Source organism: Leuconostoc fallax KCTC 3537 (assembly GCF_000165675.1).
Classification (GTDB): Bacteria; Bacillota; Bacilli; order Lactobacillales; family Lactobacillaceae; genus Leuconostoc_B; species Leuconostoc_B fallax.
In genome coordinates this window covers 236294-258903 of record NZ_AEIZ01000015.1, presented here as the reverse complement: position 1 = coordinate 258903, position 22610 = coordinate 236294, and the positions used below count along the sequence as shown (strand labels likewise).

The window sequence follows — 22610 nt, the reverse complement described above, 5'->3', positions numbered from 1 at the left end:
TATGCAATTAGTTTTAGCTTCAAATAACACAGTCAAAACACAAGAAATAGCTAGCATGTTTGCCGAGTATCAGGTTGACGTCATCAATTATCGTGAATTATTAGCAGAACAAGTGTTTCCAAAAGAAACAACAACAGATTTACATCAAAATGCAAAAACCAAAGCATTATTTATTCATCGACTACTGCCGGATGCCTATATACTCGCAGATGATAGTGGCTTATTTTTAGATGCATTTCCTGACCAATTTGGCGTCACAACATCACGTGATTTTAAAGCTCTGGGTATTAAGGGTACCGAGAATGAGAATGCGTATATTGCACAACTGTACGATAATCCAGCTATTAATAATAGCGCACATATGACAGCTATCTATGTTTTGGTCAAACCGGATGGTCAAGTTTTGGAAAGCAGTGGTCAAAGTGGTATTCATATGTTAAATCATCAGTTGGGTGACTATGCTGCGGGGCTTGATCGGCTGTTGGTGACTGAAAATGGATTAACCTTGGCACAGATGCCAATAGTCCAACGTGTTGCATACCACCATCGTGGTCGAGCAGCCAAAAATTTATTAAAACAATTATCATTTTAAAAACAGCACTCGAAATGTGTGCTGTTTTTATATCACATCATAATCAAATTTGTGCATGAGTATCAGAGACTATGTTAAAATTTATTTTATGTATTTACTTGGATTGAGTAAGAAGGAGAAATCATGTCAGCAGCATTTAATCAATCTCAGAGTAGTTATTGGCAACAAATTGTGCAAAACGCACAGAAGGGTCATAACCAAGCTCAAAAAATACCTTTTTTAGTTTGGCACCAATGGAAGCTGTAACAGATACAATATTTCGCCGAGTAGTCGAAAAAGCAGCTAGTCCAGATGTATACTATACTGAATTTACTAATGCAAGTTCAATGGTCCATCCCAAGGCTAAGTTTTCCGTGCAAGGTCGCTTAGCTTATATGCCTGACGAACAAATACCTGTTGCGCAAATATGGGGATCGCGTCCAGATGATATTGCTGGTGCTGTGAAGTTGTTGCCAGAAATGGGTTATCAAGCGGTTGATTTGAATATGGGATGTCCAGACGGTACGGTGATTAAAAACGGTGGTGGTTCTGATTTGATTCGACATCAAGACCTTGCTTGTGACATTATTTCAGCTGCAAAATCAACACCTTTACCTGTGTCTGTTAAAACACGTTTGGGTTTTAATTCACCATTAGAGTTTCGTGAATGGTTACCGCTTATCCTTAAACAAGACGTTGCAGTATTAACAGTTCATTTGCGTTCGCGTAAAGAAATGTCTAAAGTACCAGCGCATTATGAATATATTGATGAAATATTAGCAATGCGTGATGAGCTAGCACCAAAGACACTGATTCAATTTAATGGTGATATTAAAGATCGACAAGAAGGATTGGCGATTGCTAAAGCACATCCGGGTATTGATGGCATAATGATTGGTAGGGGTATCTTTGAAAATCCCTTTGCTTTTGAAAAGGTGCAACAAAGTCATACATTACGTGAATCTATCGAATTGCTAAAATGTCAATTAACTTTATTTGATGAGGTTAACGCAACGGTAACACCTAAACACTTTGAGGCTTTGAAGCGGTTCTTTAAGATTTATTTGCGTGGCTTTCCCCATGCTTCTGGTTTACGGCAAGCTTTAATGGAAACACATGCAACTGATGAGGTACGTACTATTTTAGATGAAGCAGTTCCTCAGATTGAAACACGTGATTTAGATAAAATAATGGCTTAATTTATCCAAAGCAGTCAACAATTGTACTGCTTTTTTGATACTATATTTTCAGAGGCGGTTTTTATGCAATTAACATCTAAAAAATTGAAGCCATACTTAATACACATCAGTTATTAAAAACGGCACCAAAAGGCCAGACATTAACCTTTGACTTTTTGCATTACGATACACGACAGGTTAAACCCAATACATTATTTGTTGTAAAGGGAAATTTCAATCCTAAATATCTTGAAAATGCAGTAGGTATTACGGGAATTGTAACAACTAAGCCCTTAGACATTGATATCCCACAGTGGATTGTCAGTAACACGCAACAAGCACTTTCATTACTTTCAGCGGAATTCTTTGATCGACCACAAGATAAGTTATGGATTGGTGCCATTACGGGAACTAAGGGTAAAACTACAACAGCTTATTTTGCCTATTATATTTTAAAACATGCAACACAGAATCGCACAGCTCTCTTTTCCACTGTTGATCGGATTACAGGACCGCAAGCGAGTGATAAAAAGAAATCTGATTTAACAACGCCAGAATCTTATGAGTTGTTTAAAGATATGCGCCAGGCTGTCGATAATGGTATGACACATCTGATTATGGAAGTGAGTTCGCAGGCCTACTTAAAAGATCGTGTGTATGGCTTACACTTTGACGTTGGAACATTTCTCAATATATCTCCCGATCATATTGGCCCTAATGAACATCCGACATTTGAAGATTATTTAGCACATAAATTAATGTTGTTAGATCACTCTGATACGATTGTGATTAATGACGAAACGGATCATCATGATGAAATATTTTCACATGCAAAGCAAAATCATGAAGCTGGTAAAAGTTTGTATACTTACAGTTCTAATCGTCAAAATCAGGGTGATTATGTTTTTATATCAAACGATAGCGCTATTCATGAAAGTCATTTTACAGTTTCCGAGCAACATAAAGTTGAGCAACTATCAGAAATTATCGGACATTATCGGTTAAACATACCGGGGGATTTTAATGAAAGTAATGCATTAGCAGCGCTCATGATTGCTGGATTTGCTGGTGCTAAGCATCAAGATATGGTGCAAGGGTTAGACGAAGTATTTATTCCAGGACGAATGTTAAGCATGCCAATTCCAAGTCATGGTGTTGCTTTTGTTGATTATGCCCATAATTATGCTTCGATGCATGCCTTATTGAGTTTTGCCCAAAGTAAATATCCAACTGGTAAAGTCATTGTTGTTGTGGGATCACCTGGTAATAAAGGGGTGAGCCGACGTGCAGATTTTGGAAAAGTAATCGGTGAATTAGCTGATGTTGTCTTTTTGACTGCTGATGATCCGCAATATGAAGATCCAGCTGATATTGCTAATGAAATTGCGTGCCATATTAATAATGATCATGTTGTTGTTCATTTTGAAATGGATCGTATTAAAGCAATTCATGCAGCCATTGCTTCAGCAGGGGAACAAGATATTGTCATTGTTGCGGGCAAGGGTGAAGATCCGTATCAGAAAATTAATGGCCAAGATGTACCATATATTGGTGATTATGCTGTTGTGAAGCAGTTGACTTTTTAAATATATAGAAGCGTGATTTACGATAGTTATTATGGTCAGCATCGTATATTAAATTAATGTATAGTGAGGCTGCTATTTTAATAACTGAATATCAATATTGCATTGTAAAGTAAGCCGTTAGGCTTATTTTTTATTACAAATAATCATATTTATATACCATAATGATATTTATGTGATATCATTAAGATATGAAAGATAAAGATACAACTAAATCAGGGCATATTCCGTTGCGTATTGATCCCGCATTACATGAAGAGATTGCACGGCGTGCGGCTTTGGAAAATCGCTCGGTGAATAATTTTTTGCAACAAGTGATTGTGGATGGGTTAAAACCGCAGTCATTTGAAGATCGGCAATTTGTAGGGCAAGCAGTGCATGGCGAAAATATTGATTTAGAAAGTCGATTGGTTAAGGTAGCTGGTATTTATTATCGTTATTTAATCGATAATGCAGATGAGGCAAAGCATGACGCTGAATATGTCATTATTGAATCGAACGGTAACATATTGACACTACGGGAGATTAAGGAGAGTAATTGATGTTATTTTTTAAGATAGTACCTCAAAACAACGTCGGATTAAGAGAACAACTGGGGAAGTACAAATTACGCCAAGATGCGGGATTACATTTTTACGTGCCGTTTATTCAACGTATTCGCAATGTTAGTTTGGCTATGCGGCCGTTGCGTTTACCTGATTATTCTGTGATTACAGCTGATAATGCAGATATCAAGGCGAGTGTGACATTGAATTATCACGTGACTGAACCTGTTAAGTATATGTACGAAAACACGGACTCTGTTGAATCAATGGCACAATTAGTGCGTGGTCACTTGCGTGATATTATTGGACGTATGGAACTGAATGAAGCGTTGGGATCAACGACAAAAATTAATATCCAATTAGCTGAGGCGATTGGTGATTTAACGAATACATATGGTATTAACGTCGATCGAATCAATATTGATGAATTACGACCATCACCACAAATTCAACAAGCAATGGACAAACAATTAACAGCTGATCGTGAACGTGTTGCAGCGATTGCTAAAGCCCAAGGAGAAGCACGCTCAATTGATTTGACAGTAAAGGCTAAGAATGATGCCTTAATTGCGACTGCTAAAGCTGAAGCTGATGCAACAAAGACGCGTGCCGATGCAGAACGTTATCGTATTGATACTGTTCAGGCCGGTTTACGTAATGCAGATGACAAATACTTCCAAAACCAATCAATCAATGCGTTCTCTGATTTAGCCAATGCACCAACTAATATGGTTGTTGTAGATGGTAAAGATATGGCAACATTAGGTCAAATCCCAGTCGTTGGTGAATTATTGCAGCGTGGTAAATCAGCACGCTAATTTTGCTTTTTTGTACTAAAATTGCTATAATTAGTCGTTAATGCACAGTTTAATTGGAGGCAGACATGTCAGAAGAAGTAGAAAATAACTCTGGATTTAATATCGGGGACATCTTGTTAGCGCCAGCCTATGGTAACTTAGAAAAGCCATTTACTGGTGAAGTTGAGAAGATTTACGAAAATTCTTTGCTTGTGGTTATCACTGAAAATGATCCAGAAGATCAGCCCACAGTCAATGAGATGAATCATCGTGCAGTGGTTAAGATGAGCGATGTAGAAGTGATTAAAAAAGCACCTGCTGAGGCGACTCAACCAAAGGCTGATGATAATCAATAATATCAGGTCATCATTAGTTTGTATTTTAAATAAATGCAATGCTAGGAAACAAACAATGCGTACGTAACCGTCACTGAAGCGTGCTTTGAGATAATTTGAATGAAATGACGCTTGAGCATTGTCTCGCTTCTTGTTTTGTAAAGGACAAGGAGCGATTTTTATTAGGTTATTAAAACGATATAGATTATTGTTTGCATCTTAATGTGTGTCAATTTTTAAAAGTGTATAATGTATTGAAATTTATTAGAATAATAGGATTTATAGAATGATTGGACAACAAAAATTATTGCTGCGTTGGCAGACGTATTACCCGATTTAAACACAGCAACAATAGCTGAAAAATTGGAAGCACCAAAATCATCTCAATTAGGAGATGTAGCATTTCCGACATTTACATTAGCTAAAGCATTACGCAAAGCACCACAACAAATTGCGGCTGATATTGTAGCAACAATTAATCAAGAAGGTTTTGAGAAGATTGTTGCTACAGGCCCATATGTTAATTTCTTTTTGGATAAGGTATCTACATCTCAGGATATTTTAAGTGATGTTTTATCAAAAAAGAACACATTTGGTGATAATAATGATGGACAAACAGCAAATATCACAATTGATATGTCATCACCAAATATTGCAAAGCCAATGTCTATGGGACACTTGCGTTCAACAGTGATTGGGAATGCATTAGCTAATATCACTCAGAAGAATGGCTACCAACCAGTTAAAATTAATCATTTAGGTGATTGGGGAACACAGTTTGGTAAGCTGATTTATGCTTATAAAACATGGGGTTCAGAAGAAGAAGTGAAGTCTGATCCAATTGCGACTTTACTACGTTACTATGTTGAATTTCATGAAAAAGCTAAGGCTGATGAATCATTAAATGATGAAGGTCGTGCTTGGTTCAAAAAATTAGAAGATGGTGACGCTGAGGCCCACGAATTGTGGCAGTGGTTCCGTAATGAATCTTTAAAGGAATTTACGGAAATATATGATCGTTTAGATATTCAATTTGATTCTTTTAACGGCGAAGCTTTTTATAATGATAAAATGACACAAGTCGTAGATTTGTTAAATGAAAAACAGTTGTTAGTTGAAAGTCAAGGTGCACAAATTGTTGATTTGTCAACAGTTGATGAAAATCTAACACCAGCAATGATTAAACGTTCAGATGGTGCAACACTATATATGACACGTGATTTAGCTGCTGCATTATACCGTAAGAATACATACAATTTTGCTAAAAGTTTATATGTTGTGGGTGGCGAACAGCGTGAACATTTCCGTCAGATGAAAGCTGTTTTGTCATTGCTGGGATTTGAATGGGCAGATGATGTTGAACATATTGCGTTTGGCTTGATTACATTCAACGGTAAAAAGATGTCAACACGAAAAGGTGATGTTGTTTTACTTAAAGATGTATTAGATGATGCGCATGAGTTAGCTTTGAAGCAAATTCAAGAAAAAAATCCAACGTTGGCTAATAAAGATGAAGTAGCTGAAAAAGTTGGTGCAGGCGCAGTGGTATTCCACGATTTAATGAATGATCGAACAAATAATTTTGACTTTAGTTTAGAAGAAGTTGTGCGTTTTGAAGGCGACACTGGTCCTTATGTTCAGTATACGCGTGCACGTGCATTGTCTATTTTGCGTAAGGCACAGCAAGAGGTTGATATGGCATCGTTGAGCCTAGACGATCAAGCAACTTGGGATGTTGTGACGAGTTTAGGTCAATTCCCAACAGTTGTTCGTCAGGCCTGGCAACGACGAGAGCCAAGTATTATTGCTAAATACGCTTTGCATTTATCACGTGCTTTTAATAAGTATTATGCTAATTCTCGTATTTTAAACGAGGATGATCAGTTGAATGCACGTCTAGCACTGGTTAACAGTGTGGCAATAGTTCTGGAAGAAAGCTTACGCTTATTAGGTGTTAAAGCACCTGAAGAAATGTAATCATGCATTAAGCGGTATGTAGGAGGTTCAAATTTTGACCAAATCAGAACGACAACAATTGATTTTACAATTAATTGATGAACAAAGTATTGGTAGTCAAGAAGAATTATTGACTGCATTAATTGAAAAAGGATATAAAACAACGCAAACAACGATTTCGCGTGATATCCGTGCGCTAAATATTGTACGATCTAAAGATAGTCTAGGTAATCTACGTTATCAGGTGTTACGCCAGAGTGATGTAGAAACACCTGACGTCATTGAAACAGAAGCAATCGAAACGGCAATTAGTGAATATGCTGTAAAAATGACACATATTCAATTTATGATTGTTATTAAAACAACTGATTCTAGTGGTAATGTTTTGGCCGGTGTATTGGATGATGCTCATTTACCAGAAATAGTTGGGACATTAGCAGGATTTGACACAATCTATGTGACAAGTCACGATGAGCAAGAAGCGAAAACACTTTACAACAAGTGGTTGCCTTATTTGGCACAACATGAGTGAGTATTATGAAACAGTTGGGACGTGGATTTAAATCAGTTATGCAAGGTGGATGGCGACGATTGAGACCGATTTGGCGACGCTGGCAAATTGGGCGAGCCTTAATTGCGTTATTCTTGACGGTATTTCTGGCAGCTAGCGTTTATCTAATTGCAATTGCCAAGACCTCACGTGTTGAAAATTTACAAGCTACATTATCGCAAACCACGAATGTGTATGATGATAATGGTGCTAAAGCCGGTGAATTATATTCTCAAAAAGGGTCATATGTGAAGTATAATGATATTTCCCAAAACATGAGAGATGCCGTGTTATCTGTTGAAGATCGTAATTTTTATCACGAACACGGTTTTTCAATTAGAGGACTAGCACGCGCGGCAGTATCACTTGTTAAGAATCGACTAACAGGTTCTCAAGCCATATCTGGTGGTGGCTCAACACTAACGCAGCAGTTAGTTAAAAACGCCTACTTGAGTCAAGATCAGACGTTTAAACGAAAAGCCAAAGAACTGTTCTTATCCATGCAAGTTGAACAGATTTATTCTAAAAATGAAATTTTTACAATGTATCTGAACAATGCTTGGTTTGGAAACGGTGTTTGGGGTGTTGAAGATGCTTCACAAAAATACTTTGGCGTGCATGCTAGTCAATTAACGACATCACAAGCAGCTACGCTTGCTGGCATGCTGACGAATCCGAGTGGTTATAATCCGATTGATAATCCACAACGATCTAAATTACGACGTAATTTGGTATTGTCAACAATGGTTGAGAATAAAAAATTAACACAGGCACAAGCTAATCAGGCCAAATCAGCAGCAATTGTTCTGAATGATACTTATGATGATTCTGGTAATTATAAGTATCCTTGGTTCTTTGATGCAGTTATTGATGAAGCGATTAATATGTATGGCTTAAGTGAAAAAGACGTCATGAATCGGGGCTATAAAATTTATACAACCCTAAATCAAACAGATCAAACCAATCTGCAAGACGATTATCAACAGAATGCACTATTTTCTAATCAGGATGATGCTCAGGCTGCTTCGGTAATTTTAAATGCACAGACAGGTGGTGTGCGAGCTGTCATAGGTGGTCGTGAAGAAAATCATACATTTAGAGGTTTCAATCGTGCGGTTCAATCGCGTCGTCAACCAGGATCATCCATTAAACCGATTGTTGTTTATGCACCAGCATTGCAACGTGGCTATACCATTAATTCTCAATTACCAAACCACAAAATGAATTTTGGGACGAATAAGTATTCACCTAATAACGCGCTAAATGTTGAAACAGGTGAGGTGCCAATGTATTCCGCTTTAGCAAACTCCTACAATATTCCTGCTGTTTATCTTTTGAATAAGATGGGTGTGAATGTTGGATATGAAAGCGCGCAAAAGTTTGGATTACCAGTGACCAAGAAAGATAAAAACTTAGCCTTAGCCTTAGGTGGTTTGTCGGGTGGGGTATCACCACAACAGATGGCTCAAGCGTATACGGCTTTTGCTAATGATGGCGTAATGAGTGAGGCACACTATATTACTAAGATTGTAGATGCAACAGGTAAAACCATTGTTAACAATACTAAAGCAACGCAAAAGCGTGTCATTAGTTCGAAGGTTGCAGATAATATGACACGAATGATGCTTGGGACGTATACTAATGGTACAGGAGTTGGCGCATCACCAGCCGGCTATACGATTGCTGGTAAAACGGGAACAACTGAAGATCCGACGAACACAGAGTCTGAGTATACATCAAAGGATTCTTGGGTTATTGGCTATACCAAAGATATTGTTGCAGCCAGTTGGATGGGATTTGATTCTGATAAGAAGGGGCAATGGTTGCCAATTGGATTAACATCAACTATTGGGCCTCTAGCCAAAACTTATATGGAACAGATATTACCCAATACGGATCAAACAAGTTTTGATGTGACGAATCCGAATGTGACAACAAAAAGCAATAGTAGTAGTTCAAGTAATAATTGGAAAAAATTCCAAGATAATTTTAATAATGGTGTCGATAAAGCAGTTGACGAAGCCGGCAAAGCTTGGGATACTATTAAAGGATTATTTAATCGCTAAAAACAAGAAAGAGGCATTATATGATTAATATTTATGATAACGCTAATGAAATGGCAACAGCATTACAAAAAACAACCCAGTATACTGAATGGGAAGATGCTTTTAAAGCAGTGCAAAATGATGAAACATCAAAAGTATTATTTGCACAATTTCAAAACATCCAAATGACAGTACAACAAATGATGCAGTCTCAAGAACAACCAACTGCTGATCAGGAAAAAGAATGGGATGCAGTTGCCAACCAAGTGCAAAAGAACACTTTAATTAGTGAGTTGATGTCAAAGGAACAGGCATTGAATAGTTTACTTGGTGAGTTAAATGATTTGGTAACAAAGCCAATCTCACAGGCATACGCTAATCTTAAGAAGTAAGTATTAAAGGGGTCGAAACGCTAGTTTTGACTCTTTTTATAGCGGTTAACTTTATTTTCACGTATAATATAATGTAATTTAAGAAAGAGGTAAATTATGACATTGTGGATAATTATAGCCATTGTTGTTGTCATAGCCTTTGTATGGATTGTCACATATAACGGATTAGTTACAGCAAGAATGCGCACTCAAGAAGCTTGGAGTCAAATTGATGTCCAACTTAAGCGCCGGAATGATTTAATTCCTAATTTGGTCAACACCGTCAAAGGATATGCCAAGCATGAAAGCGAAACCTTAGAAAAGGTCACACGTCTTCGTCAAGATGTTGCGGCTGCTGCTAACCCTCAAGAAGCAATGGCAGCTTCTAATGAGCTAAGTGGTGTACTTTCTGGCTTCTTTGCTCGTGCAGAAGCTTATCCAGATTTAAAAGCCAATACAAATTTTAACAAGCTTCAAGAAGAGCTAACCAATACTGAAAACAAGATTGCTTATTCTCGCCAACTTTTCAATACAACAACTGCCACATATAATACGAAATTACAGTCGTTCCCAAGTAACATGGTAGCGAAGGTACATCATTTTCAACCTAGTGAATTTTTGCAGGTTCCTGAGGCTGAAAAAGAAGTACCTAAAGTTGAATTTTAATGTTATTTGAACAAATACAATCCAATAAGCGAAAAACGATTGTCTTGTTAGTGGCCTTCATTATTTTTGTGGCAATTGTTGGCGCTGCTGTTGGTTATCTCCTTTGGCGATCGTTGGAATTTGGTATTATTGCTGGTATCATCATTGCTGTTATTTATATGACCATTATGATTAGTAATTCAACCAGTGTTGTTATGGCGATGAATAATGCGCATGAGATTACCAGTTCTGATCAATCACCCGAATTATGGCATACAGTTGAAGATATGGCGATGGTTGCTCAGGTGCCAATGCCGCGTGTCTTTATTATTGATGACCAAAGTCCTAATGCCTTTGCTACGGGGAATAACCCACAAAAATCAGCTGTTGCAGCAACGACAGGATTATTGAGCACTATGAATCGTAGTGAATTAGAGGGTGTTATTGGACATGAAATTAGCCACATACGAAACTATGATATTAGAATATCAACTATCGCGTTGGCTTTATCAGCTGCTATTACCTTTTTAGTGAACATGGGATCTAACTGGTGGTTATGGGGTAGTGGCGATCGTCGTGATAATAACCGAGAAGGTGGCGGCGGTTTGCAAATTATTCTTATTGTGTTCTCTATTGTCATTATGATATTGGCACCATTAGCAGCGGCTGCAGTACAAATGGCAATATCACGTAATCGTGAATACCTAGCAGATGCTAGTAGTGTGGCGCTTACACGAAACCCTCAGGGACTAATTAGTGCTTTAGAAAAATTAGGGCGCGCACGGCCAATGAAAGATGTCGATTCAGCTTCAGCGGCACTTTATATTAGTAATCCGCTTAAAAATAAGCAACATTTATTTGACACACATCCGCCTTTAGAAGAACGGATAGCTCGATTAGAAAAAATGTAAAAAACTGCGATTATTCGCGGTTTTTTATTGAGCTAATAACCTGAAATCGATATAATTTAACTAACGAACATTTGTTCAAGATGAGGGTGAAATGAAATTTATACATGCAGGTGATGTTCATTTAGGTAATCCATTTTCTGGATTGGATCAACAATTACCATATGAATTAAAAAACAAATACAAAATGCCACAATTACGGCTTTTACAACCATGATCGATCAAGCAATCAATTCAGCAGTTGACTTTATTTTATTGCCTGGTGATTTATATAATTCAACACAAACGAGTCCGATTATTCAAGATGTCGTGAGTACTCAGTTTGAGAGATTAAATACAGCTAAAATTGCTGTTTATCTTAGTTTTGGTAATCATGATTTTGCAGCTGATACGCAGCCTCATTTACCATGGCCAGATAATGTTCATGTTTTTAATCAGGATGTCCATACTTATCAACTGTCAACCCAGGATGATAAATTAGTTGCCATTACTGGCTTTAGTTATCAAACGCAAAGACAAACCAAAGGATTAGCAGGTGATTTTCCTATACGCGATCGGCAGGTTGATTATCATATTGGTATGTATCATGGTACGGTTGGTACCGAAGGTGATGCGTATGCACCATTTAATGTGAGTGATATGTTAGCCAAACGTTATGATTATTGGGCCCTAGGGCATATTCATGTTAGACAAACTTTAAATCAAGTCCCTTTCATTGGCTATTCTGGTAACATGCAAGGCCTTAATCGTAAAGAAACCGGTGAAAAAGGTTATTATTTGGTTGAAGAAAACAATCAACAATTAATACCACATTTTGTACCGGTAGCACCAATTTTATGGGATACACTGTGCATTGATGAAATGAGTAGTGAAGATGAACTCATTCAATATTTAGCAACATTTCCTAGAGAAAAAATGACATTATTATCTGTCATCATTCAGGCCAATCATTTACCAGAAAGCTTTAAACAACGACTATACAGTCATATTATTTTAGATAAATTAAGACAAGAAGAGCTGGATCGGATTTGGGTTGTGAAATTAATTTATAATCCAAAAGACGTATTATCTTTTACAGATAATATTGACCAGCAATATTGGCAAGAGGCTTTTAATGAAATTGATCATCATTTTCGAATTGATGATTATCTTTCAAATCAAGTCCCAACTGATATCCGTGAATTTTTTCTTGATGGCGTGGGGATGGATAGTATCAAAATAAGAATGAAACAAATAATTGAAGAAAGACGTCAAAACCATGAGGATTAAAGCAATAGAAATTATTGGGTTCGGACGTTGGTCAAAGCAAAATTTTTTAGTGGATCGTCAATTACAGGTATTCACTGGTCCGAATGAATCGGGAAAATCAACAATTCGTGCCTTCATCGTTGGTGTCTTATTTGGTTATCCAAGTAAGAAAGCGCATCAAAATCTTTATACACCAAAGGATGGTAGTCAATATGGCGGTAGCTTAGTTATTGAAGCTGATCATCAAGATTTCCGTATCACCAGGATTGGTCGTACTAAAACGACATTGAAAATTCAAAATTTAACAGCAAATCAGGAAGTTGTTAGCCCAGAAAAATGGCTGTCAGAGCAACTTTCACCATTAACACGAGAAACATTTGATCATATTTTTAATTTTGATCAACGTGATTTAAACCGCATTGAAACATTAACAGAGTTAGATTTTCAGAAATTATTACTCAATATTGGTGCTGTGGGGAGTACACAATGGATAGATGTTGGACAAAATTTAGATAAGGCAGCTGATAAATTATTTGCTAAGCGATCAACTAAACGACCTATTAATCAAGAGATGCAACATTATCGTACAACGCAAAAAACACTTGAAAGTAAAAGCGAGGACTTGGTAGCTTATACAGCATTACAAAATAAAATTGATGATACGAATCAAGCAATCAAAAAACAGCAAAATAAAGTAAAATTGGCAGATCAACAGTATCAAAATCAATATTTATTGTTACAAAAATATGATTTATTTTATCAATTACAGCAATTACGTCAAAAAATAGCACGTTTGAAAGCGATACCGATTATTTCTCAGAATGATGTCAGCCAAGCGCAATCGTTGGACTTACAAATTAATCATTTACAAGCAGGCATTGATCGAGAAAAGAAGGCACTGAATATAACGAAAAAGCCTAAAAATAGTGATCTTGATTATGATCAATTACGCTTGATGTTATTACAAATACAGACTGATGTTCAAGATTATCATCAAACTGAAAGACAGCAAGAGGAAATTTTGACAGCAATTGAAGACATTGAACGTCAATTTTCAGATGAAGTACCTAGTGTATTGTCAACAGAACAGCAACAACAATTGACGCATGGCTATAATCGTAAGTTATGGTGGTTAACTGGCATATTTGGTGTGTTAGGTGCAGCTAGCTTCATATTTAATCCATACTTTGCCATAATTTTATTAGTATTGGCAGTGGGATCTGGCAGTTATTTTTGGCAAACACAAAAGAAACACCAGCAGCAAATCAATCATATTCTAAAAGCCTATGCGCCGTTAAACCAACAGCAAATATTAGATATACAACTCGATTTAAAGCAACTGCCACAGCTCGATGAAAAGCTTGATCAATGTGATAATTTAATTGATAGTCAGCGCTTTGCTATCGAACAAAGGTTGAATGCTGTACAAGATAGTATTGAAACGCATTATGAAAATGAACGACCTGAAATATTGATTAACCAGTTATTAAATGAATTGCAGAAACGTCAAATTGAAGAACAAAATGAAGCGGCATTATCAGCAACACATGAAAATGAGCGCTTAATGAGCATACAATTGCAACAGTCAACGCTACAAAAAAGAAAAGATGATTTATCAGAATTATTACATCAATATAAACTTGTCGATGTCAACGAACTATTAGTGCAATATAAGGCGTCTCAAGAACAGCAACAACAACAGCAACGTCTTGTTGATTTAAATAGTCAAATCACGGTTGAAGAACAACAGATACTCAGTCGCTATGATGATAAAATGGCTTTGTCTCAAAATATTGATCATCTAAAGCAAGGGGTACAAAAAGAGCGAACTATATTATCTGATTTACAGCGACAACTTGCACAGCAGCAAGCTAATCAAGCAAGACTAACGAGTGATGATGAATTTATGTCGTTACAGCAAGAAGTAGCCAATCAAAAGACCGCAATTTTAGATGATTTTACGGAATATTTGGCCTTGAAATTAAGCTCAAATTGGATTGATCAAGCACTTTCTAAAGCATCACAGAATCGTTTCCCAAAAATGTTAGAGAAAGCAACATACTTTTTTGAGATACTCACACAGCATAAATATAATAAAATTATTTTTGATGATCATAAAATTATGGTAATGGTAAAACAGACTAATGTTGCTTTTGAGATGATTGAATTATCTACTGGTGCACGTGAACAACTATATGTCGCATTACGGTTAGCACTTGCATTCGTCATTAATGATATTATACAAATGCCAATATTGATTGATGATAGTTTTGTTAATTTTGACGGTCAACGCAAGGCAAGCATTCTTAACATGCTAATGCATGAGATTAATGGACAACAAGTGCTGTATTGGACAACAGAAGCTACGATGTTTGATACCAAAAATATTTGTAATTTAACGAAGGACGTTACTTATGGCTAAATTAATTCAAGAATATATGGATGGGGATACTGTTGATAGTTTTGTACTAATCAAGAATGCTGATGTGCGTTTAACAAAGAATGGTAAAACTTATTTGAGTTTAGTGTTTTCAGATCGTTCTGATAATATTTCAGGTAACTTATGGGATGCAAGTGACGATCAAGTTGCACAATTTATTCCTGGTAAAATCGTAAAATTAGAGGGGAAACGGAGTAGCTATCGTGAACAACCTCAGATACAAATTACGCATTTACGTTTAGCCAATCAACCGGGGGAACCGGATAATCCTGGTGATTTCATGCAACATGCACCTATTAAAGAAGTTGAATTGCAAAATGAATTAAATGATTATGTTTTAGCAGTAACACAACCAATGTGGAATCGATTGATTCGTAAGCTCTTTACAGATTATCATGATCAATTTTTACGTTATCCGGCCGCTAAAAGTAATCATCATGCGTTTGCGGGTGGGTTATCGTATCATTCTCTTTCAATTGCACGACTAGCAAATGGTGTTGTTGCACAATATCCGCAAATTAATAAATCATTATTATTAGCAGGAGCGTTATTGCATGATTTAGGAAAAGTTTTAGAGTTGAGCGGACCAGTTGCGACACAATACACTGTGCCAGGTAATTTAATAGGGCACATCACATTATTAGATGAGCAAGTTGTCCTGGCAGCTCGAGAATTGAATTTTGATATAGAAGACGAAAATATGATTCTGCTACGTCATGTTATTTTAGCGCATCATGGTTTACTTGAATATGGTTCACCAGTAAGGCCAATGATTATGGAAGCAGAAGTATTGCATCGATTAGATGAGCTTGATGCTAGTATTGAAATGATGAGCGCCGCATTGGATAAAACAGAAACTGGACATTTTTCGGACAGAATTTTTGGATTAGACAATCGTCATTTTTATAAACCAAATTTAGAACAGTAAAAAACGTTCATTATTTGAACGTTTTTTATTTTACTTATTATTTGATGAAATACCAGCAGTGAGATAAGTGTTAAGTGAACTCTTAAGATCACTATCCTTAACAGAAACATCTGCCTTACGAAGAATCTTACCGATAATCGCTTGTACCTTAGAAGTATTATCAGAACTATTCATGAATTCTGTAATAATTTGTTCTGTTAACTTACTACGTAGGCTATTTAAGCTTGGCTTATCTGTCTTCTTTTCGAGTTTAAGGAGATAATAATTACCACTAGAATCGGAAGTAACAGCATAATCACCAACTTTGTTTAACTTGAACGCAGCATTTTGAATGGAACTGTCAACGCTAGTGCTGGTAGAATCGAAAGCTGAAATTTTACCTGTTGTTGACTTGTAGGTACTGTCTGTCGAGTATTTCTTATAAACTTCTGACCAGCTTTTGCCATCTTTAATATCATTGGCAGCATTTTTAGCATTCTCTTCATTCTTAGCTTTTAGCATTGAAATCGTAACTGCTGGCTTATAATCATCGTAAGCTTTTTTAATTTGCTTTTCTGTCACATTATAATTTGCTTTAATGGCAGCTTTAGTTAATAAATTATTTCTCAAACTATCCTTGAGCTGCTTCTCAGTCATATTATTAGAAGCTAATACTTCTTTAAAAGATGAGCCATACTGTGACTTTTGAGCTTCAAAAGCACTATCAACATCTGCTTTAGAGACGTTGTCACCGTACTTGTCTTCAAGCACTTTATTAATCACCATTTTAGCGAATTCCTGCTTACCAGCTGAAGATTTCTTGATTTGATTGTAGAAATCTTTTTCAGTGATTTTACCAGCTGTAGAAGTGGCTAATGTTTTAGATGAGTTAACAGATAAGAAGACCATACCACCAACAAAAATGACAACGAGTAGGCCCCATATAAATTTACGCATAAATTATAGTTTTTCCTTTTCAAAATTATAGTATCGCTAACCAGTGTAACATATTAACACATTTTATGCTGATTAACGGTACTTTTCAAGTTCCTGGGCGATATGTTGCTGAGCCTTTTCTATGCGTGCTAAATGAATCTCATTTTTGAAATTCATTTTATCGATGTCAACTTGAATATCATCTTGAAATTTTTTGATTTGCTCTAAAGAAGCATCTAACTGTGCTTTTTGTTGTGCCAGTTGTTGCGTTAAACGAGCAATATCTTTTAAAGCCTTTATGAGTATTTTTAAGTTATCAAAGCATTTCATTTTTAATCCTTAAAATTGCGTTTGGATACTATCTGCGATTGTTTGATATTTGTCATTATCATAATTAGAGGAGTTATCAATAGTTGGGGCTAAAGTCTCACCCAAACCATCATCCGCATAACGAGGGATCAGATGCCAATGGGAGTGGGGGACAGTTTGTCCAGCAGCGGCACCGTTATTAGAAACAATATTCATACCAACGATGCTATCGTCACTAGATTTAATAGCTTTAGCAATTTTTGGTAGTTTGAGTAGGGTACGTTGGGCAATGTCGTCTGTATAGTCAAAAATATCGCTTACTTCTTGCTTAGGGACGACAAGTGTGTGACCAGGCGTTACTTGAGAAATGTCTAAAAAGGCTACAACATCATCATCTTCGTAAACTTTGTAACTTGGGATTTCACCAGCAATAATTTTATCAAAAATATCTGTCATATCTAAACTCCATTCCTATTATTAGTCTAATTATAACAAATAATTGGAATATGCCTGCTATAATTAAACTATGGGATTAGATATTAATAATTTGTCTGGCGGTTATGCCGGACACAACATACTTAAAAATATAAGCTTTAAAGTACCAGATGGTAAAATTGTCGCTTTAATTGGACTTAATGGCGCTGGAAAATCTACGACAATTAATCATGTCATCGGTGAATTACAACCACAAATGGGTACGATTGCCCTTAATGACGTTGATCTTATCAAAACGCCAACAGAGTTCAAAAAGCAAATTGCCTATATACCTGAGCAACCTATTTTATATGATGAATTAACGTTAAGTGAACATTTGCATTTAATGTTATCAGCATACGAATTAGATGATGAGCAGCATTGGCAACTAGTTGAGAAGCTACTGACTAAATTTCGTTTGGAAAAAAGCAACATTGGTTGCCGACGCATTTTTCTAAAGGCATGAAACAAAAGGTAATGTTAGTTGCAGCTTTTATGCTAGAGCGCCCATTATTAATTATTGATGAGCCATTTTTGGGATTGGATACATTAGCCATCAAAGCCGTCATTGATTTGATGCAAGAACAGGCACGTAAGGGCAACAGTATTTTACTAACAACACACTTATTAAAAGAAGCGACACAGTTTGTGGATGAATTTGTTGTGTTGTACGATGGGCGTATTCGTTTCACAGGATCACCACATCATTTGGCTGCTGCATCTCAATTGAGTGTTGATAATTTGGAACAATTTTTTGAGAGTATTCAAGAGGAGTTAGATGATGAACGCTAAAGCTTTATACTACAAGCGTTTTCGGGTGGCTCAAAAAATAATATTAAATATTTTAGATTACTGTTTAACGATCATTTTGTCCTTTTTCTACTTATTGCTTTAGGTACTTTTATATTAGGTTATCGACAACTTCTAACATATGATACAATCAGTTCTTTTGGAAAACCTTGTTTGTGGCAAGTTTTTATTGTTTTATGGTTGTTATTAGGTTTACAAATTGGCAGTTTAATGACTTATTTTAAACCAGCTGATCGTTTATTTTTATTGAGTCAAGACACAAATATTTGCCATCAATATTTTAAATCGGCCCTCAAAGTGAGTGTCGCAGTGAGTGCGACTGTACAATTGATATTCGTCGGTTTACTAGTGCCAATATTACATCAGCTATACTATGAAAGTTATGACAGGATAATTTGTTTATTGGCATTTTTGATTGTCTTTAAAACTTTTATATTAGTATATGAGCGATATAAACAGCTCATGATATCACATAGTCGCATGCTCATGATTTTTGAGCCGAATTCACTGATTGAAAAAGTGCTATTTCGATTTTTAATGCCAATGGTATTTATTGTTTTGATATTAATTGTGCCATCATCAATGGTATTTATCTGTACTGCTATCTTACTGATTATTGCGATATTTATGATTTATTTATTTAGTATTTCTAAATCCTTATCGTATCGGGTGGCGATGAATTGGCAGAATGCTATTAAATATGAACGTAAGCGTCAGCAACGTATTCAAAGCTTTTATGCGTCCTTTGCTGATGTACCGAATAAAGAGACGGTGATCAAGCAAAGACCAATAATTAATTGGTTGATTCAACCATTGACAAAGTCAAGTACAGTCATGTATCGTTTGTACATGTTGCGTTTTATTCGCACACAAGAATTATTCCCGCTTATAGGTAGATTAGCGTTTGTTGGTGGGGTATTGATTTATATTTTAAAATCAGCACCATTATGGTTGATTTTGGTGACGAGTGCGTTATTTATCTATTTGGTTAATTTTCAATTTTTACCACTTTATCGTAGTACACAGATGAATCTTTGGACTCGATTAATACCAGTAACGGATATACAAAAGGAACGCGATTTTAGAAAATTAGCGCGCCAACTATCAATCATGACATCACTATACTTTATGATTTGTATTGTATTAGGACAGAATAAGTTGTCTGACATGGCGTTAGTTGGTGTTAGTATTATTTTAATCAATATCATTATTAATAGCATTTACTTACCTTTTATCTTGAAGCAAGTTAAGCGACATAAATAATAAAAGCAAACTTTATGAGGAGATACGATTATGCATCTACGATCAAAACCATGGGCGGCCGATTGGCTATTAGAACATCATGATATTGTGATTGACCAGGATCGTGCCGTCAAACAACGTGGTGATTGGCAGGCGCTTTTTGATGAACCGCAACCTATTCATATTGAGATTGGTTCAGGGAAAGGCCAATTTATTTTGGGGATGGCTTTAGCACATCCAGAAATTAATTATATTGGGATGGAAATCCAGGAAACGGCAGTGGCGATTGCTGCCAGAAAAAGTTTTGATAGTGTTGGTAAATTACCCAACTTAAAATTTATCTATGGTAATGGCGCTGGTGTTGAGAACTATTTTGAAAAAGAAGAAGTCAGTAAGTTATATTTGAATTTCTCTGATCCGTGGCCTAAAACACGTCACGAAGCGAGAAGGCTGACTTATAAGACTTTCCTAAAGGGGTATGAAGCAATTCTTCCTGAAAAGGGTGAGTTAGAATTTAAAACCGATAACCGTCATTTATTTGAATACTCATTAGTTAGCTTTATAGACTATGGTATGCGTTGGACAACCAGTGATTTTTCTTTGGATTTACATGCTGACGAAGATAAAGTGGTAGGTAATGTTGAGACAGAGTATGAACAAAAGTTCATGGCTAAGGGACAACCTATTTATTGGATTAAGGCTCACTTTTAGTTAACAATAGCAATGATGTCTATAAATAAAAGCACACGCTAAAGCGTGTGCTTTTATTGTTTTATGATATAAAAAAGCCAAGATACCACAGCTAAATAGGATGGAGGTTGCTCATAGCTCATTAACAAAATGACTTTGTTATTATTTAGTCGTATATCTTGGCTGACGAGAAGGAAATATCTGTTAAACATTACATTGTTAAAATCAAAATATGCTATCTCGTACGTCTATCGTATCATAGTCACGGTAACATGACATCAAAAATAAATTATTTTAACATTATTAATATTTATTTACCTTTAATACGGTTAATCAAAATAATACCGACAATTGGTACGATGATGAAACATTGACTTGTTAATGTGAGGGCTACAGTAAAATTAAAGCGCGTGTCAAAGGCGGTAATTAGTATTGACGCAACAACAACGCTAGTAGCACCAATAAACTGACGCATTGTGGTCACAATTGCGGTACCATGGCTCACTAAATCTTTTGGTAGAGCATTATTCGCAGCAGTTACAGCAGGCATCATAATAAAAGCATTACCACCTTCAAGCAACATCGCGGCGATGAGCGCTGCGATCCAGAATTTTGCACCTACAGTGCTAAGCAAAAGATAACCAAGAATCATCATCCCCATACCAATATAAACTAATTTTTAAGTCCAATTTTGTTGAGCATTTGCCCAGCACGTGGGTTGAGCTGACTTAAGAAAATGGCAGCGGGGACCATTAAGAGGCCTGATACAAGAGGACTGAAGTTAAAGATACGTTGATAAAATAGTGGGAGCAACACAGTCGCAATAATTAAACCACTATAAGATAGACCAGTTAGTAACATCGCTGGTGTATAGCCTGCGTATTTAAAGACTTGTAAATCTAAAAAAGGAACACGCAATTTAATTTGTCGGGTGATGAAAATTATTAATAATAAGACACTGATGATGATGATAGACCACCAGCGCCAATTTATTGTGGTGCTAGGTAAAATAGAGATACTATACAAAATACCCCCAAAACCAAGCAATGTTACAGCGGAAAACCAATCAAATCGGCTAGGTTTTAAAATATGTGTGTTTTCAATATATTTCTGTAAAAAATGGCCAAAATCAGAAGGACGATTAAAAAGAGTGCAAACAAGGCACGCCATGATACCCATTGCAGAATGATACCTGAAATGATGGGGCCGACTGCCAATGCTGATCCCATCACTAACCCAACAACGCCCATGGTCACGCCACGATTGTCTTTTGGTGTGTTCTCAATGATGACACTTTGAAAAGTGGGAAATAAGGCACCAACGGCAACACCTTCAAGTAATCGGCCAATGATAATTCCTGTAAAATTAGGTGTGATCATGGCAATGACAGTACCAACTAAGAAAACAGCGACAATGCCGTTTAATAACTGCTTTAGCTTGATATTATCTAAAAGCCAAGGACTAAGTGGCATTACTAATGTCATGGCAACCATAAAACCAGTGGTTAGCCACTGGACAGTTGTCGTATCAACATTGAAACTTTTCATTAAAATTGGGTATGTCGTCGTCATTGTCGATTGACTAATGGACATAATAAACGATATGGACAATAGGACCAACGAGAACGGCGTTAACTGACGAATATTCTTAAACATAAATTCCCTCTCAATATCTTCTAATATAGAATGATTCTAGAATAAAAACAAAATATTGCAACAAAAAAGCAGAATATTATTCCGCTTCTCGTTTGATATTGATGATACTACCAGTATGTGCATCGGCCATAAAAAGATAGTTTACAGGCACATTATTCTCTAAACGTGTGATACCACCACCATAAATGATATATTTAATTGCAAATTTTTGATAACGCTGTGGTGTGCGATTAATCCATGAACCAAGAATTTTGCCTTCTTGGCCAAATTGATGCTTAACATTGTCTAGAACATGGTGTGGTTTAGCAGCTTCAGCTGACTTAGAAAACAGCCACATCCCTAATGAGAAACCGGCTAAACCACAACTTAATTTTGTAACGATTGAAGTATTCATGTGTCGAGTATAGCATATTTG

General features: G+C 36.3%; 21 protein-coding genes and 3 pseudogenes. 19 read left to right on the top strand and 5 right to left on the bottom strand.

From position 1 onward, the window contains the following. Position 1: 1 nt before the first annotated feature. The 16 genes and pseudogenes from LEUFL_RS0105015 (at position 2) to LEUFL_RS0104945 (ending at position 16100) form a co-directional block, all read left to right on the top strand. A complete protein-coding gene (locus LEUFL_RS0105015; RefSeq protein WP_010007908.1) occupies positions 2-592 on the top strand; it encodes a non-canonical purine NTP pyrophosphatase in 591 nt (196 codons plus the stop codon). 123 nt (positions 593-715) lie between these two features. Further along, a pseudogene (locus LEUFL_RS11570) lies at positions 716-1770 on the top strand (tRNA dihydrouridine synthase). 83 nt (positions 1771-1853) lie between these two features. Further along, positions 1854-3335, top strand: a complete 1482-nt coding sequence (gene murE / locus LEUFL_RS0105005; protein WP_029508663.1) for a UDP-N-acetylmuramyl-tripeptide synthetase — start codon at positions 1854-1856, stop codon at positions 3333-3335. 188 nt (positions 3336-3523) lie between these two features. Next, entirely contained in the window at positions 3524-3874 is a 351-nt protein-coding gene (locus tag LEUFL_RS0105000; RefSeq protein WP_010007904.1) for a toxin-antitoxin system HicB family antitoxin, read from the top strand. Further along, positions 3874-4695 carry an SPFH domain-containing protein gene (locus LEUFL_RS0104995; protein ID WP_010007903.1) on the top strand — a complete coding sequence of 274 codons (822 nt, stop codon included), beginning with the start codon at positions 3874-3876 and terminating at the stop codon, positions 4693-4695. The genes LEUFL_RS0105000 and LEUFL_RS0104995 overlap by 1 nt, the downstream gene beginning before the upstream one ends. Positions 4696-4760: 65 nt before the next feature. Beyond that, positions 4761-5030 (top strand): hypothetical protein, encoded by a 270-nt coding sequence (locus LEUFL_RS0104990; protein ID WP_010007902.1) that lies wholly within the window; start codon positions 4761-4763, stop codon positions 5028-5030. Between the two features lie 282 nt (positions 5031-5312). Continuing rightward, a complete protein-coding gene (gene argS / locus LEUFL_RS0104985; RefSeq protein ID WP_033192917.1) occupies positions 5313-6986 on the top strand; it encodes an arginine--tRNA ligase in 1674 nt (557 codons plus the stop codon). A 31-nt stretch (positions 6987-7017) separates the two neighbouring features. Beyond that, complete coding sequence (locus LEUFL_RS0104980) at positions 7018-7497, top strand: arginine repressor (RefSeq protein ID WP_033192916.1); 480 nt, start codon at positions 7018-7020, stop codon at positions 7495-7497. A gap of 5 nt (positions 7498-7502) precedes the next feature. Continuing rightward, positions 7503-9581 carry a PBP1A family penicillin-binding protein gene (locus tag LEUFL_RS0104975; RefSeq protein WP_010007896.1) on the top strand — a complete coding sequence of 693 codons (2079 nt, stop codon included), beginning with the start codon at positions 7503-7505 and terminating at the stop codon, positions 9579-9581. 20 nt (positions 9582-9601) lie between these two features. Further along, positions 9602-9952: a YlbF family regulator gene (locus LEUFL_RS0104970; protein WP_010007895.1), complete on the top strand. Its 351-nt coding sequence runs from the start codon at positions 9602-9604 to the stop codon at positions 9950-9952. 96 nt (positions 9953-10048) lie between these two features. Then, on the top strand, positions 10049-10597 hold the full coding sequence (locus LEUFL_RS0104965; protein WP_010007893.1) for a LemA family protein: 549 nt from the start codon (positions 10049-10051) through the stop codon (positions 10595-10597). After that, the gene (htpX, locus tag LEUFL_RS0104960) at positions 10597-11487 is read left to right on the top strand and encodes a zinc metalloprotease HtpX (RefSeq protein WP_010007891.1); all 891 of its coding nucleotides are present in this window, start codon (positions 10597-10599) and stop codon (positions 11485-11487) included. The genes LEUFL_RS0104965 and htpX overlap by 1 nt, the downstream gene beginning before the upstream one ends. Positions 11488-11578: 91 nt before the next feature. Then, on the top strand, positions 11579-11701 hold the full coding sequence (locus LEUFL_RS13405) for a hypothetical protein (RefSeq protein ID WP_010007890.1): 123 nt from the start codon (positions 11579-11581) through the stop codon (positions 11699-11701). Continuing rightward, positions 11698-12753 (top strand): metallophosphoesterase family protein, encoded by a 1056-nt coding sequence (locus LEUFL_RS11565; protein ID WP_010007889.1) that lies wholly within the window; start codon positions 11698-11700, stop codon positions 12751-12753. Before LEUFL_RS13405 ends, LEUFL_RS11565 begins: the two co-directional genes overlap by 4 nt. Beyond that, a complete protein-coding gene (locus LEUFL_RS09835) occupies positions 12743-15154 on the top strand; it encodes an ATP-binding protein (RefSeq protein ID WP_010007885.1) in 2412 nt (803 codons plus the stop codon). Before LEUFL_RS11565 ends, LEUFL_RS09835 begins: the two co-directional genes overlap by 11 nt. Next, on the top strand, positions 15147-16100 hold the full coding sequence (locus LEUFL_RS0104945) for a 3'-5' exoribonuclease YhaM family protein (protein WP_010007882.1): 954 nt from the start codon (positions 15147-15149) through the stop codon (positions 16098-16100). Before LEUFL_RS09835 ends, LEUFL_RS0104945 begins: the two co-directional genes overlap by 8 nt. 30 nt (positions 16101-16130) lie before the next feature. On the opposite strand, the gene LEUFL_RS0104940 is transcribed toward LEUFL_RS0104945, so the two are convergent. The 3 genes from LEUFL_RS0104940 to LEUFL_RS0104930 form a co-directional block, all read right to left on the bottom strand. Next, positions 16131-17036, bottom strand: a complete 906-nt coding sequence (locus tag LEUFL_RS0104940) for a peptidylprolyl isomerase (protein ID WP_010007881.1) — start codon at positions 17034-17036, stop codon at positions 16131-16133. Between the two features lie 72 nt (positions 17037-17108). Continuing rightward, complete coding sequence (locus tag LEUFL_RS0104935) at positions 17109-17345, bottom strand: hypothetical protein (protein ID WP_010007880.1); 237 nt, start codon at positions 17343-17345, stop codon at positions 17109-17111. A 9-nt stretch (positions 17346-17354) separates the two neighbouring features. Further along, positions 17355-17780 carry an HIT family protein gene (locus LEUFL_RS0104930; protein WP_010007879.1) on the bottom strand — a complete coding sequence of 142 codons (426 nt, stop codon included), beginning with the start codon at positions 17778-17780 and terminating at the stop codon, positions 17355-17357. A 70-nt stretch (positions 17781-17850) separates the two neighbouring features. Between LEUFL_RS0104930 and LEUFL_RS11560 the strand changes: the two are divergent. The 3 genes and pseudogenes from LEUFL_RS11560 to trmB all read left to right on the top strand — a co-directional run bounded on the left by LEUFL_RS11560 (position 17851) and on the right by trmB (position 20561). Then, a pseudogene (locus tag LEUFL_RS11560) lies at positions 17851-18590 on the top strand (ABC transporter ATP-binding protein). Between the two features lie 6 nt (positions 18591-18596). After that, positions 18597-19871 carry an ABC transporter permease gene (locus LEUFL_RS0104920; protein WP_029508661.1) on the top strand — a complete coding sequence of 425 codons (1275 nt, stop codon included), beginning with the start codon at positions 18597-18599 and terminating at the stop codon, positions 19869-19871. 30 nt (positions 19872-19901) lie between these two features. Further along, entirely contained in the window at positions 19902-20561 is a 660-nt protein-coding gene (trmB, locus tag LEUFL_RS0104915; protein WP_010007875.1) for a tRNA (guanosine(46)-N7)-methyltransferase TrmB, read from the top strand. 289 nt (positions 20562-20850) lie between these two features. On the opposite strand, the pseudogene LEUFL_RS11555 reads toward trmB, so the two are convergent. Next, positions 20851-22195, bottom strand: a pseudogene (locus LEUFL_RS11555) (MFS transporter). Between the two features lie 76 nt (positions 22196-22271). Further along, a complete protein-coding gene (locus tag LEUFL_RS0104905) occupies positions 22272-22589 on the bottom strand; it encodes a hypothetical protein (RefSeq protein WP_029508660.1) in 318 nt (105 codons plus the stop codon). Positions 22590-22610: the final 21 nt, after the last annotated feature.